The sequence below is a fragment of the Streptomyces sp. NPDC104309 genome, assembly GCF_055584025.1.
The window spans coordinates 332,196-345,040 of sequence record NZ_JBVJMV010000003.1 but is presented as its reverse complement, the minus strand read 5'-3'; the positions used below and the strand labels follow the sequence as shown (position 1 = coordinate 345,040).

The window sequence follows — 12,845 nt, the reverse complement described above, 5'->3', positions numbered from 1 at the left end:
CTGCTCCCAGCTACCGTTCCGCCGCGCCCACGACGGGATCGAGCAGCTCGACGACCCGGAACCGTTCGGCGACGACCATGGTGTCGTCGTCGACTGTGAACTCCGGGTCGCCGAGCGCCTCCCGCATCTCCTGGCTGTGCCAGAACTTCTCGTGACCCGCACGCCACTCGGCCACCGAGGTGTCGCCCTCGCCCTCGTCGATCGCATGCTGAAGATCGACGTCCCCGAGGCGCAGCACCCGTACCTCCGTCACCTCCAGCACCGCGATCTCCCGGCCGTCCGAGTCGATCAGCGCGGACCGCTCACCCACCGGAGGCAGCTCCTCTTTCTCCGCCTCGTACTCCGCGAGCAGCCCGGTCGTCGACACCTTCGCACCGGCGAGCACCGCCCCCACCAGCCGGTCGCGCAGCGGCCCGGGGAAGGTGAGCAGAAAGGGCTTGAGAGGTTCACGGTTCGACATGGCACCAAGTCTGACATGTTCGGCCGGGCGCGGCGCCGGGACGCGCACCCGATCGGGGGTCGTCAACTGTGCGGGGAACGGGCAGAGTTGACATCGGGTACGGGCAGGTGCCCGCGGCCCCTGGTGACCTGCGGCCGCAGATGCTCGAATGGCCGGGTGAACAGTCGCCCTCCCGACGCCGAAGGCACACCCCTGGGCCGCCGTGTCGTCCTGGCCATGCTCGGTCTCGGCGCCGCCGGCGTCGTCGCCGCGCCCGTGCTGCAACGCACGCTGGAATCGGGGCTGGGCGCGGTCGCCGACAAGGACCCCACCGGCCTGACCGGACTGCTCCCCAACGGCGGCGGTTTCCGCTACTACTCCGTCGCCTCGTCCGTACCGGCGAAGAGCGCGGGCGACTACCGGCTGAGCGTCGACGGACTGGTCGACCACCCGGTCACCTACACCCTGGACGCCCTGGAGGCGCTGCCGCAGACCCGTATGGTCCGCGACGTCCAGTGCGTCACCGGCTGGCGGGTGCCCGAGACCCCCTTCGAGGGGGTACGGCTCTCGGCGCTGCTGGACGCGGCGGGCGTACGGCCCGGGGCGAAGGCCGTCCGCTTCACCTGCTTCGACGGCACCTACAGCGAGAGCCTCACCCTCGCGCAGGCCCGACGCGCCGACGTGCTGGTCGCGCTGCGCATGCGGGACCGGCCGCTGCCCCACTCCCACGGCGGGCCGGTCCGGCTCTACGTGGCCCCGATGTACTTCTACAAGTCGGCGAAATGGCTCTCCGGGATCACCGCCACCGACTCCGTGCGCCCCGGCTACTGGGAGGAGCTCGGCTATGACGTCGACGCCTGGGTCGGCCGGTCCAACGGCCGCGACGACGCCCCCACCGCCTGAGCCGGCGGAGCGTGTGCGGCGCTTCAGCGGCGCCGAGCGCTGGGTGCACCGCGCCACGGCGACGCTGATGCTGCTGTGCGTGGCGAGTGCGGCGTGTCTGTACGTACCCCAGCTCGCCGAGCTCGTCGGCCGTCGCCACCTGGTGGTCACCGCGCACGAGTGGTCCGGCGCGCTCACCCCCGTACCGTTCCTGGCCGGTCTGCTGTCACCGGCGTTCCGGGCCGACCTGTCCCGGCTCAACCGCTTCGGACCGCACGACCGTCAGTGGCTGCGGGCCGTGTACCGCCGCGACCACCGGCCGACGGCCCGTCCGGCCGGAAAGTTCAACGCCGGACAGAAGCTGTACGCGGCCTGGATCGCGGGCGCGGTCCCGGTGATGACCGGCACCGGGGCGCTGATGTGGTTCACCGGCCTCGCGCCGTTGGTGTGGCGCACGAGCGCGACCTTCGTCCATGACTGGCTGGCGCTCGCGATCGGGATCGTGCTGGCCGGGCACATGGCGATGGCGCTCGCCGACCCGGAGGCACGCCGTGGCATGCGTACCGGGTCGGTCGAGCGCCATTGGGCACGGTCCCGGCACGCGCTGTGGGGGGAGGACCGTGTGGGCGGCCGCTCGCTAGAGGACTAGCGACAGCAGCAGGATGAAGGCCAGCGAGACCACGGAGATGATGGTCTCCATCACCGACCAGGTCTTGATCGTCTGACCGACGTTCATTCCGAAGTACTCCTTCACCAGCCAGAATCCGGCGTCATTGACATGGCTGAAGAAGAGCGAGCCCGCGCCGACGGCGAGGACCAGCAGGGCGGCGTGGGACGTGGACATGTCCGCGGCCAGCGGGGCGACCAGGCCGGCCGCCGAGATGGTCGCCACCGTCGCCGAACCGGTCGCGAGCCGGATCGCGACGGCGATCAGCCAGCCCAGCAGCAGTGCCGGGATCGACCAGTCCTTGGAGAAGTCCAGGATCATCTGGCCCACACCGGCGTCGATGAGGGTCTGCTTGAAACCGCCGCCCGCACCCACGATGAGCAGCACGCCCGCGATCGGGGCGAGCGACTTCTCGACGGTGGTGGAGAGCCGGCCCTTGGAGAAACCGGCCGCCCGGCCCAGCGTGAACATGCCGACTATGACGGCCGCGAGCAGCGCGATCAGCGGCGAGCCGATCACATCGGTGATCCGCTGGACGTGGTTCTCCGGATTGTCGACGACGATGTCGACCAGGGCCTTGACCAGCATCAGCACGACGGGAAGCAGAATCGTCGCCAGGGTGGCACCGAAGCCGGGACGACGGTCCAGTTCCTCCGAAGGACGCTGCGGAATCATCTTCTCCGGAGCCTTGATGTCCACCCAGCGCGCTGCGTAGCGGGAGAAGAGCGGCCCAGCGATGATCACGGTCGGGATGGCGACCAGCACACCCAGCGCGAGCGTGACACCGAGGTTGGCGCCGAGGGCGTCGATCGCCACCAGCGGGCCGGGGTGCGGCGGAATCAGCCCGTGCATCACGGAGAGTCCGGCCAGCGCCGGGATACCGATCCGCATCAGGGAGTAGTTGCCGCGCTTGGCGACGAGCAGCACCACCGGGATCAGCAGCACGATCCCGACCTCGAAGAACAGCGGCAGACCGATGATCGAGGCGATCAGGACCATCGCCCACGGCATGGCCCGCCCGCTCGCCTTCGCGAGAATGGTGTCGACGATCTGGTCCGCGCCGCCGGAGTCGGCGAGCAGCTTGCCCAGAATGGCGCCGAGCGCGATGAGGACACCGACCCCCGCGACGGTCGAGCCGAGGCCGGCGGTGAAGCTGGCGATCGTCTTGGCCGGTGCGGCGCCGGCGAACGAGCCGAGCGCCAGCGAGCCGATGGTCAGCGCGAGAAACGCGTGCATCTTGAACTTGGTGATGAGCAGAACGATGACGGCGATGCCCGCCAGAACTGCGATGCCCAACTGCGCGTTGCCTGCCGAAGTGATCGGTTCGACGGCATCCGCTGCCAGCATCTCGACGCTGAGACTGGTCACGGTGGTGATCCTTAATTGTCGAGCCGGCGCAACGCGGCGACGGCTCGCTGGGTGATTTCTTCGGGGGTGCCGGACACATCGGCCGAGACGCCGGCCTCGTCCTCCTGCAGCGGCTGCAGGGTGGTGAACTGCGAGTCGAGCAGTGCGGTGGGCATGAAGTGGCCCTTGCGCTCCGCCATGCGCGCCTCGATCAGAGCCCGGTCGCCGGTCAGATGGAGGAAGACGGCGCCGGGCGCCTCGGCCCGCAGCCGGTCCCGGTAGACGCGCTTGAGCGCCGAGCTGCTCACCACCCCGCCGAGCCCCGCCCGGCCGTGTGCCCACTGGCCGATCGCATCGAGCCAGGGCCACCGGTCGGAGTCGTCCAGCGGTGTGCCGGCCGACATCTTGGCGATGTTCGCCGCGGGATGGAAGTCATCGCCCTCGGCGTACGGAACGCCGAGTTCGGCGGCGAGCAGGGGACCGATCGTGGTCTTGCCGGTCCCTGCGACGCCCATCACCACGACGACGTGGGGGGTGCTCATTGGTGGTGCCTCGCTGTCTTCTTCGACGTCTTCCTCGACATCGGTCCGTCGCGCTACTGAAACCCATACGTACGACTTATTCAAGATGCTGTGACATAAACGTCGTACTTTTTGTTCCCGAAGGGGGCCCCGTAGGCTGGTGGCCATGACCACACAGGGCCCTGGGCTGCATACACATGTGCTGGACACCCTGGGCCTGGAGATCGCCGCGGGGGAGCACCGGCCGGGACAGGTACTGCGTACCGACGAGCTGGCCCAGCGCTTCGACGTCTCGCGCACGGTCGTACGCGAAGTGGTCCGCGTCCTCGAATCCATGCACCTGGTCGAGTCCCGGCGCCGGGTCGGCGTGACCGTGCGTCCGACCGAGGCGTGGAACGTCTACGATCCGCAGGTCATCCGGTGGCGGCTGGCCGGCGCCGACCGCCCGCGCCAGCTGCGGTCCCTGACCGTGCTGCGCTCGGCGATCGAACCGGTCGCGGCCGGCCTCGCCGCCCGTAACGCGACCCCGGAGCAGTGCGCGGCCCTCACCGAGTGCGCGCTCGGCATGGTCGCCACCTCGCGCGGCCAGCAGCTGGAGGGCTACCTGGAGCACGACATCGCGTTCCACCGGATCGTGCTCAACGCCTCCGGCAACGAGATGTTCGCCCGGCTCGGCGACGTCGTCGCCGAGGTCCTGGCGGGACGCACCCACCACCAGGTGATGTTCGAGGACCCGGACCCGGCCGCGGTCACCCTCCACGTCAGGCTCGCCGAAGCGGTGCGCGAGGGCGACGAGGCGGCGGCGGAGCGGCTGACGAAGGAGATCGCGGTGGGCGCCCTGCACGAGCTGGACGTACTCGCGCCCTGAGGCCCGTACCGCGGGCCGCCCGAGGAGACGGCGGCGCCCCGCGTGCTTCCGGCACAAGCGGGCGGCAGACGGGTCCACGAGGCCCGGGACACACGACCGCCCCCACGGGACGAACCCGCGGGGGCAGTCGGCAGGAGCCGGGTCGGCCGGTCAGCCGCCGTGCCCCTGGTGGCCGCCGTGCCCGGCGCCGTGGTCGAACTTCATCGCCTCGGGCGGCATCACGACGAACGGCCGCATCATGCCCATGTCCTCGTGCTCCAGCAGATGACAGTGGTACATGAACCGCCCGTACGCCCCGTCGAACGTGCCGAGCACCTTCACCAACTGCCCCTGGGGCACCCGGAAGACGTCCTTCCAGCCCTGCTCGTTCGGCGGTGTCGGGATCTTGGTGCCGTGGTCGAACGCCACGGGGGAGCGGGTTCCGCCGACCGCCGGATCGAAGCCGTCCAGCGTGTACGCCTCCCGGCCCATCACCTGGAAGTCCGTCAGATGGATGTGCATCGGATGCGTCGGGCCGCCCAGGTTGAGGAACGACCACTGTTCGTACGTGCCCTCGCCGACGGTGAACCCGAGCCCGTCGTTGAACGTCCGGGCGATCCTGCGGTACGTGCGCACCGTGCCGTCCTCGCTCCGCACCTGGATGATCCCGTCCGAGGGCACCCGCACATCGGCGCCCTCCTCGACCTCGGCCATCTCCCAGATCTCCGGGTGGCCGCCGCCCCCGACCGTGCCAGGCGCCGTCAGCACGACGAGCCGGTGCCCGTGCTCCACCCGGCCGTGCTCGTACCGCCGGAAGGAACCGGACAGCACCTCGGGCAGCTCGAAACCGTCCCGCCGCCCCGTCTCCCGCACCCGGAACTCCATCACCTGCGGGAACGGCACATTCGCCGCCGGATCCGGCACCCCCGCCGCGAGCCTGCCCCGGTTGACCAGGCGGACCCGGCGGCCGGCCAGCGCCGAGAAGTCGATCAGCAGATCCATCCGCTCGGCCGGGGCGACCGTCAGCTGCGGCAGCACCTCGTCGAAGTCGACCGGCACCGGGCGCGGCAGCAGCCCGCCGTCGCTGCCGATCTGCCGGATCACGCCCGGGACCGGGTTGTTCTCGTCGTCGACCAGCACCAGATCGTAGATCCGGGCATTGGACGCGTTGACGAGCCGGAAGCGGTACCACGCGTCGTCCACGTCGAGGTGCGGCCAGATGCGGCCGTTGACCGTCGTGTACGGGCCGAGGAACGGGATGGACACCGGCTTCCCGGTCTCCGGGTCGGCCTCCACGACCACCGTCGTCTTGTGCAGCAGCCGCCCGTTGAGCCGGCCGTCCTCGTCGGTGTCCAGGTTGCGGTCGGCGAGGATCAGCGGCAACTCCCGCTCGCCGGACGGCAGACCGAGCGCGTCCTCCTCGTCGTCCCTGATCAGATACGTCCCGACGAGCCCCGCGTAGACGTTCCAGCGGGTGATGTTCATGGCGTGGTCGTGGTACCACCACTGCGCGGCCTGGTGGTCGTTCGGATACTCAGAGAGCTGCGCGTCGCCGAAGCCGACGGCGTTGTCCGCCCAGCCGTCGTTCCCGCCACCGGTCTGCGCGCCGTGCAGATGTGTCACCGTCCAGGCGGGCAGCGCGGCGACATCCGCGTTCGGCTCGGCCCCGTCGCGTCCGGGCCGGTTGTGCGGCAGCGGCTCGCCCGGCTTCACCGGGCCGACCTCCACGGCGGTGACCGGGTACTCGCTGCCCCGGGGGATGCGGTTGGTCCAGGCGATCCTGATCCGCTCCCCGCGCCGTACCTCGATGGTCGGCCCCGGCACCGTGCCGTTGTACCCCCACATCAGGGTCGGCGGCAGCTGAGTGTGCAGCCGTACCCAGGTGGGTGACAGGGCGATCTCGGTCTCGCGGAGCACGTCGCCGCTCCGCGGGCGCAGCACCGGCGGCACGGGCAACGCGTCGGTGTACGGCACGAGTCCGCCGACGGGCGCGCCGACCGCGGTCGCTCCGGGAGCCGGCCGAGGCCCGTCCTCCCGCTCGCTGGTCTTCTCCGTGATCTCGGCAATCTCGGTCAAGGTGCTTCCCCCGTGATCCGTCATTCCTCTGTGGCCGGACCAACCCCTGCCCCCGCAGGTGTCGGTTCCGTGGTCCCTCTGCACCGAAGGACCCCCCGGGGGCCGCTGAAGTTCAGCAGTCGTCATCATCTGACCGGAACCGGTACATCCCGACGGGTGGACGGCAGTCGTTTCCCGCCACTGCGGCGCGCCGCCGTGACACCCTCGCGGGGCGTACGGTTGTTCGTGTTCGATCTTCGCGAAATGACGGAAACAGGGAGACCACGGTATGTCGCAGCAGGTGCAAGGGGTCATCGCACCGGGGAAGAACGAGCCGGTACGGGTGGAGACGATCGTGATCCCGGACCCGGGCCCCGGCGAGGCCGTGGTGAAGATCCAGGCGTGCGGCGTATGCCACACCGATCTGCACTACAAGCAGGGCGCCATCAACGACGACTTCCCGTTCCTGCTCGGCCATGAGGCCTCGGGCGTGGTGGAGTCCGTCGGCGAGGGCGTCACGGACGTCGAGCCCGGCGACTTCGTCATCCTCAACTGGCGTGCCGTGTGCGGGCAGTGCCGTGCGTGTCTGCGCGGCCGCCCCTGGTACTGCTTCAACACCCACAACGCCGAGCAGAGGATGACCCTGCTCGACGGCACGGAACTGTCACCGGCGCTCGGTATCGGCGCCTTCGCCGAGAAGACCCTGGTCGCCGCCGGTCAGTGCACCAAGGTCGACCCGGAGGTCTCCCCGGCCGTCGCCGGGCTGCTCGGCTGCGGCGTGATGGCGGGCATCGGCGCCGCCATCAACACCGGGCAGGTCGGGCGCGGCGACTCGGTCGCCGTGATCGGCTGCGGCGGCGTCGGTGACGCGGCGATCGCGGGTGCGCGGCTGGCCGGCGCGGCGAAGATCATCGCCGTGGACATCGACGACCGCAAGCTGGAGACGGCGAAGACGATGGGCGCCACGCACACCGTCAACTCCCGCTCCACCGACCCGGTCGAGGCGATCCGCTCCCTGACCGGCGGCAACGGCGCGGATGTCGTCATCGAGGCGGTCGGCCGCCCGGAGACGTACAAGCAGGCCTTCTACGCCCGCGACCTCGCCGGCACCGTCGTCCTGGTCGGCGTCCCGACCCCGGAGATGCAGCTGGAACTGCCGCTCCTCGACGTCTTCGGCCGCGGCGGCTCGCTCAAGTCCTCCTGGTACGGCGACTGCCTGCCCTCGCGCGACTTCCCGATGCTCATCGACCTGCACCAGCAGGGCCGGATCGACCTCGGCGCGTTCGTCACCGAGACCATCGGCCTCGGCGACGTCGAGCAGGCCTTCGACCGGATGCACGGCGGCGACGTGCTGCGCTCGGTGGTGATCCTCTGATGGCCGCCCGCATCGACCACCTCGTCACCTCCGGAACCTTCGCCCTCGACGGCGGGGAGTGGGACGTCGACAACAACGTCTGGATCGTCGGCGACGACAGCGAGGCGATCGTCATCGACGCCGCCCACGACGCCGCCGCCATCGAGTCCGCGCTGAACGGCCGTACGCTGCGCGCCATCGTCTGCACGCACGCGCACAACGACCACATCGACGCGGCCCCGGCACTCGCCGACGCCACCGGCGCACCGATCCTGCTGCACCCCGACGACCTGCCGCTGTGGCAGCAGACCCACCCGGACCGCGCCCCGGACGGCGAACTGGCCGACGGGCAGGAGCTGGAGATCGCCGGGACGACGCTCCGGGTCCTGCACACGCCCGGTCATGCCCCGGGCGCCGTCTGTCTGTACGCCCCCGAGCTGTCCACCGTCTTCACCGGCGACACGCTCTTCCAGGGCGGGCCGGGCGCCACCGGGCGGTCGTTCTCCCACTTCCCGACCATCGTCGACTCCATCCGGGACCGGCTGCTCAGCCTTCCGCCGGAGACCACGGTCCGGACCGGACACGGCGACTCCACCGTCATCGGCGCGGAGGCCCCGCATCTGGACGAATGGATCGCCCGCGGTCACTGAGGACGGCGGCTCTCCGGGTCCGGCCACGCGGAGAGCCGCAGCCCGCTCTCGAAGCGGCGCGGCTCGCCCGTGACCGGATCGGTGAACTCCAGCAACCGCGCGAGGAGCTGGAGCGGGTGCGACCAGTCGTCGGTCGCACCCTCCGGCCGGACCACGGGGTAGACCGGGTCGTGGACGAGCGGCAGTCCCAGGCCGTTCATGTGGACCCGCAGCTGATGGGTGCGCCCGGTGGCGGGCAGCAGGCGGTAGCGGCCCAGTCCCTCCCGGTGCTCCAGCAGCTCGATCCGGCTCTCGCTGTTCGGCTCGCCCGGCTCCTCGCGGGCGGCGATGACGCCGCGCTCCTTGACGATGCGGCTGCGCACGGTGCGCGGGAAGGCCAGGCCGGGATCGTACGGTGCCACCGCCTCGTACTCCTTGCGCACCAGCCGGTCCCGGAACAGCGTCTGGTACGCGCCCCGCTCCCCGGGCCGGACGACGAAGAGGACGAGGCCCGCGGTCAGCCGGTCCAGCCGGTGCGCGGGCTGCAGCTCGGGCAGGTCCAGCTCACGGCGCAGCCGGGCCACCGCCGTCTCGGTGATGTGCCGGCCGCGCGGCGTCGTCGCCAGGAAGTGCGGCTTGTCGGCGACGACGAGATGCGCGTCGCGGTGGACCACACCGACCGGGAACGGCACCGGCTCCTCCGGCGCGAAGTCCCGGTGGAACCAGATGTACTCGCCCACGGCGTACGGTTCGTCGGCGGACACCGGGCCGCGCACGGAGACGAACCGGCCCTCGGTGAACATGGCGTCCACCCGTGCCGCCCCGATCGCGCCCGCGAACCGTGCCAGCAGATGATCGCGGACCGTCGCCCACCGCCCGTCCGGATCCTCGGGAAGGCGCAGCCGGACCGGATCGATCCCGTCCCGCTGCGGCAGCGGCGCCGCGGGGGGTTTCGCGCGCCCCCTCATCGGAGTGCGCCGACCGGTACGGCGGTGAGCATGGTGCGGGCTCCTCGTATCCTCTGCTGGGGTGTCCGCACAGTATCGCCCGTTCCGCCCGCCCGGCGGGGCCCTGACCCCGGACTCAGGCGTTCGGCAGCGTCACCTTCTCCGGGCCGCACCCGATGCGCTCGGCCTCGGCGGCGACATAGCCGGGCAGCAGCTCACGCGTGAGGCCGAAGCCCTCGTCCGTCGGTTGATCCAGCTGCTCCACCATGAAGATCACGGGCCCGGTCTGGCAGCTCGCCCGGTAGACGGCCCGCGATCCGTCGAGCCGACCGAACCCCTTGGAGCCCTTGAGAGGCAGACCGGCCTTGCGCGTCTCCCCGGAGAAGATCTCGGTCAGTGCCGGGTCCGTCACGGTGGTCATCCGCACGATGGGTTCGTAGCCCCCACTCGCCTCGCAGACCCGGGCGGGCCCGCCGTCGTCGCCGGCGCGAGTCTGCGTCAGAGCCTTGCGGTACGCCGCAGGGACGGTGAGGCCCTTGACGCCGCAGAAGGCCTTGGTTCTCGTGTCCTGCCGGTCCACGCGGGCGGGCAGGGCGCGAGGTATCCGGTAGGTGCCGGAGCAGCCGAATTCGCGGATGACCCCATTGGTCGCCTCCACCACCGCGCGGGTCAGGGCGGCGCGGTCCTTCCGGTCGTACTCCGACCCGTCGTCCAGTCCGGCCAGTCCCATGCCGATGTCCACCACGAGGGGACCGGTGAATTTGTCCCGGCCCGTGCAGCTCTGCGGCAGCGCCAGCCAGGCGCGCGACGACGAGGTCATCCCGGGCAGCCCGTCGCCGAGCGACACCATGCCCGCCGCGAGGAACTCCCGGGGCCACTCGTGCGCGTCGGTGCCCCGGAGACCGTCCAGCTCGTGCACCCGCAGGGTCACCTGTCGGCGGGGATTGCCGTCCTTGTAGCTGGTGATGCGGCACTGTCCGTACGACGGCCCGAGACCGCGCGGATTGGCGTGCAGGGACTGCTCCTCGGTCTCGGTCCTGCGGTCGCCGAAGAGGTCCGACATGGTCGTGTCGCCGAGCGAGTCCCAGCAGGGGGCGGGACCGAACAGCGGGAGCGTGTCCGTCCGCCAGGCCATCGCACCGGCGCCGAGGAGCGCGCCGACCAGACCGGCGGCGGTGACGGCGAGGGCGGTGCGGCTGCGGAACAGGCGGCGCAGTACAGGAGGGCGCCCGGGAGGAGCGGGCTGCTGCTCGGGGGACGGGCCGGGCCGGGGCTCCTGCGCCTGTTCCCCCCGCTCTTCCCGTTCTTCTTCCTGAGGAGCCGAGTCTTCGGCTTCCTGAGGAGCCGAGGGCTGTTCCCGTTCCCGAGGAACCGGGGTCTGCTCGTCGTCCACTGCCGATGACCTGCCCTCTGTGGTCTCTTCGCCGTTCACGCGACCTCACCGGTCCCGCACCCGATGCGCTTGCTCACGGACTCGGTGAAGTTCATGAACACCCGCCGGTCGTGGCTGCCCGTGCCCTTCAGCCCCGACTGGACGTTTCCGTAGAACACCGTCTGCCGCCCATGGCACTCGGTGCGTACGAGTCCCTTGTCGGCACCTTCGGGAAGCCCCTTGAACAGCGCGACCATGCGCGGCTCGCCCGCCATCACGTACTGCGCCGCGGGCTCGTCGGGCTCCCCTCGCGTGCGCCACACCACCGAACAGGTCTGAAGGCGCTCGCCGACCACCCCCACCTGCTCCCGGTACCGGGAGCCCTGGCTGAATTCGAAGGTCAGCCCGGGTATCCGGCACAGCGGGTACCCGGCGGTCTCGTCGTCCTCGGCGACCGTCACGATGGGCGACGTCGCGCGCAGCGGCTTGTCCGGTGCGCAACCGGCCTCACGCATACCGGTGTTGGCCGCGTCCAGCAGCATCCGGGTGACGTCGTACCGGCTGCCGATCGTGAACGGCATGTTCACTCTGCCCAGATGGCCGTCGCCGGTGCTCTCGCTGTGGATCGTCACCGTGGACGGCCTGCCGTCCACGTCGCAACTGCCGGGCAGCACCAGCATGGCCCGGTCACCGGCGACCAACCCGTCGAGCCCGTCGGGCAGTCGGGAGGCCGAGCTGTGGAAGTACCGGGCCATCCAGGCGCGATGCTCCGCGACCCCGGTGGGAACCGGACCGTACTCGACCGTCACCTGTTCCTTGAAACTGAGCGGCTCGTCCGAGTCGTCGTCCGGGACCGTGGAGGTCACCGCGACCGTGCAGCGGGCGTGGTGACGTCCGGCCGAGGGCGGCGCGGACTCGGTGGCGCGCCGCTCGGAGCCGGACTTGGCGACACCGCCGTCACCGAGGAAGGCCGCACCGCTGTCCTGCTTCCACGCGCCCCAGCAGTAGCTGTCCCGGAAAGGCCAACTGTCCGTCGCCCACAGCCCGATGCCGGAGACGAGCACCGCCCCGGCGACCGCCCCGGCGAGGAGCGCGCCACGCCGTCTGCGACTGCCGCCCATCATTTCCCCCTTGCGAAGTACGAAGATCGCGCAAAGCCCCGATGCTACGTCGACCGCTCTCCGGGGGCGGATCCGGGCCTTGCCCGCCCGGTGTGGCCCAACACCCCGACCACGAAGGAGAACTCCGCGGCCGCCGCGTCGAGCCGGTACTCCGACAGCACCCACGGCCCGCACGACTGCGAACCGACGCCCCGCACCGCGTGGCCCGGATCGACCCGCACGGTCGCGCCGGCCCGCAACTCCGCTACGCGCTGCGCCGCATCGAACCGCAGCACGACCCCGCCGTCCCCAGGATGTCCGCCCGGCGGATGGAAGGCCCGCGGGTGATCCCCGGCCGGAATCCCGGACGGCATCCGAGGCGGATCGATGGGGAGGGGGGCGCGCCGCATCGGTGTACGCGGGAGCCCCGCCGGCCCCTTGCGGCACCCAGTGCCAGGGCCGCGGCCATTCCCCACTCCGAAGCGTCGAAACCGGGCCCTGAGCACGACCCTTCCCCGGTGGCGGCGCCCGGCGAGAGCCGGAAGCGCCACGCCCCGTTCGGCGCGATCCGCTCGGCACCCGACCCGGCGTACGGGCTCGCGGCTCCAGCCCGCGCGCGAACCGGAACCCATGTCCTCGTATGCCCTGCACCGGGGCAGGGCGGGCGTGTGCGTACGGCTCATGG

13 protein-coding genes are annotated in these 12,845 nt (G+C 71.1%); 5 read left to right on the top strand and 8 right to left on the bottom strand.

Annotated features, from left to right (window positions below; genetic code table 11):
• Positions 1–10: 10 nt before the first annotated feature.
• Positions 11–460 carry an ASCH domain-containing protein gene (locus tag ACZ68L_RS05645; protein ID WP_469574388.1) on the bottom strand — a complete coding sequence of 150 codons (450 nt, stop codon included), beginning with the start codon at positions 458–460 and terminating at the stop codon, positions 11–13.
• 216 nt (positions 461–676) lie between these two features.
• On the opposite strand from ACZ68L_RS05645, the gene ACZ68L_RS05640 reads away from it, so the two are divergent.
• Positions 677–1,342 (top strand): molybdopterin-dependent oxidoreductase, encoded by a 666-nt coding sequence (locus ACZ68L_RS05640; protein ID WP_469574574.1) that lies wholly within the window; start codon positions 677–679, stop codon positions 1,340–1,342.
• Positions 1,284–1,970 (top strand): cytochrome b/b6 domain-containing protein, encoded by a 687-nt coding sequence (locus tag ACZ68L_RS05635; RefSeq protein ID WP_469574386.1) that lies wholly within the window; start codon positions 1,284–1,286, stop codon positions 1,968–1,970. Before ACZ68L_RS05640 ends, ACZ68L_RS05635 begins: the two co-directional genes overlap by 59 nt.
• Here the strand turns inward: ACZ68L_RS05635 and ACZ68L_RS05630 are convergent.
• Positions 1,959–3,356 (bottom strand): GntT/GntP/DsdX family permease, encoded by a 1,398-nt coding sequence (locus ACZ68L_RS05630; RefSeq protein ID WP_469574385.1) that lies wholly within the window; start codon positions 3,354–3,356, stop codon positions 1,959–1,961. The two genes, ACZ68L_RS05635 and ACZ68L_RS05630, sit on opposite strands and share 12 nt — an antisense overlap.
• A gap of 11 nt (positions 3,357–3,367) precedes the next feature.
• On the bottom strand, positions 3,368–3,877 hold the full coding sequence (locus ACZ68L_RS05625; RefSeq protein ID WP_469574383.1) for a gluconokinase: 510 nt from the start codon (positions 3,875–3,877) through the stop codon (positions 3,368–3,370).
• Positions 3,878–4,022: 145 nt separating this feature from the next.
• Between ACZ68L_RS05625 and ACZ68L_RS05620 the strand changes: the two genes are divergently transcribed.
• Entirely contained in the window at positions 4,023–4,724 is a 702-nt protein-coding gene (locus ACZ68L_RS05620; RefSeq protein WP_469574381.1) for a FadR/GntR family transcriptional regulator, read from the top strand.
• A 150-nt stretch (positions 4,725–4,874) separates the two neighbouring features.
• Here ACZ68L_RS05620 and phsA read toward each other — a convergent pair whose 3' ends face one another.
• Complete coding sequence (gene phsA / locus ACZ68L_RS05615) at positions 4,875–6,803, bottom strand: O-aminophenol oxidase PhsA (RefSeq protein ID WP_469574380.1); 1,929 nt, start codon at positions 6,801–6,803, stop codon at positions 4,875–4,877.
• A gap of 244 nt (positions 6,804–7,047) precedes the next feature.
• Here phsA and ACZ68L_RS05610 point away from each other — a divergent pair, with 244 nt between their 5' ends.
• Entirely contained in the window at positions 7,048–8,133 is a 1,086-nt protein-coding gene (locus ACZ68L_RS05610) for an S-(hydroxymethyl)mycothiol dehydrogenase (protein WP_469574378.1), read from the top strand.
• Positions 8,133–8,762: an MBL fold metallo-hydrolase gene (locus tag ACZ68L_RS05605; RefSeq protein WP_469574377.1), complete on the top strand. Its 630-nt coding sequence runs from the start codon at positions 8,133–8,135 to the stop codon at positions 8,760–8,762. Before ACZ68L_RS05610 ends, ACZ68L_RS05605 begins: the two co-directional genes overlap by 1 nt.
• Here ACZ68L_RS05605 and ACZ68L_RS05600 read toward each other — a convergent pair.
• The 4 genes from ACZ68L_RS05600 to ACZ68L_RS05585 all read right to left on the bottom strand — a co-directional run bounded on the left by ACZ68L_RS05600 (position 8,756) and on the right by ACZ68L_RS05585 (position 12,456).
• On the bottom strand, positions 8,756–9,709 hold the full coding sequence (locus ACZ68L_RS05600) for a pseudouridine synthase (RefSeq protein WP_469574375.1): 954 nt from the start codon (positions 9,707–9,709) through the stop codon (positions 8,756–8,758). The genes ACZ68L_RS05605 and ACZ68L_RS05600 overlap by 7 nt on opposite strands.
• Positions 9,710–9,824: 115 nt before the next feature.
• Positions 9,825–11,120 carry a hypothetical protein gene (locus ACZ68L_RS05595; RefSeq protein ID WP_469574374.1) on the bottom strand — a complete coding sequence of 432 codons (1,296 nt, stop codon included), beginning with the start codon at positions 11,118–11,120 and terminating at the stop codon, positions 9,825–9,827.
• A complete protein-coding gene (locus ACZ68L_RS05590) occupies positions 11,117–12,184 on the bottom strand; it encodes a hypothetical protein (RefSeq protein WP_469574372.1) in 1,068 nt (355 codons plus the stop codon). The genes ACZ68L_RS05595 and ACZ68L_RS05590 overlap by 4 nt, the downstream gene beginning before the upstream one ends.
• 41 nt (positions 12,185–12,225) lie before the next feature.
• The gene (locus ACZ68L_RS05585; RefSeq protein ID WP_469574371.1) at positions 12,226–12,456 is read right to left on the bottom strand and encodes a beta-galactosidase small subunit-related protein; all 231 of its coding nucleotides are present in this window, start codon (positions 12,454–12,456) and stop codon (positions 12,226–12,228) included.
• Between the last annotated feature and the right edge of the window lie 389 nt (positions 12,457–12,845).

Excerpts from the sequence above, each read along its gene's own strand:
- ACZ68L_RS05605 (WP_469574377.1), top strand. The coding sequence starts at position 8,133 with ATGGCCGCCCGCATCGACCACCTCGTCACCTCCGGAACCTTCGCCCTC.
- phsA (WP_469574380.1), bottom strand. The coding sequence starts at position 6,803 with ATGACGGATCACGGGGGAAGCACCTTGACCGAGATTGCCGAGATCACG.
- ACZ68L_RS05625 (WP_469574383.1), bottom strand. The coding sequence starts at position 3,877 with ATGAGCACCCCCCACGTCGTCGTGGTGATGGGCGTCGCAGGGACCGGC.
- ACZ68L_RS05610 (WP_469574378.1), top strand. The coding sequence starts at position 7,048 with ATGTCGCAGCAGGTGCAAGGGGTCATCGCACCGGGGAAGAACGAGCCG.
- ACZ68L_RS05600 (WP_469574375.1), bottom strand. The coding sequence starts at position 9,709 with ATGAGGGGGCGCGCGAAACCCCCCGCGGCGCCGCTGCCGCAGCGGGAC.
- ACZ68L_RS05640 (WP_469574574.1), top strand. The coding sequence starts at position 677 with ATGCTCGGTCTCGGCGCCGCCGGCGTCGTCGCCGCGCCCGTGCTGCAA.
- ACZ68L_RS05620 (WP_469574381.1), top strand. The coding sequence starts at position 4,023 with ATGACCACACAGGGCCCTGGGCTGCATACACATGTGCTGGACACCCTG.
- ACZ68L_RS05590 (WP_469574372.1), bottom strand. The coding sequence starts at position 12,184 with ATGATGGGCGGCAGTCGCAGACGGCGTGGCGCGCTCCTCGCCGGGGCG.
- ACZ68L_RS05645 (WP_469574388.1), bottom strand. The coding sequence starts at position 460 with ATGTCGAACCGTGAACCTCTCAAGCCCTTTCTGCTCACCTTCCCCGGG.
- ACZ68L_RS05635 (WP_469574386.1), top strand. The coding sequence starts at position 1,284 with ATGACGTCGACGCCTGGGTCGGCCGGTCCAACGGCCGCGACGACGCCC.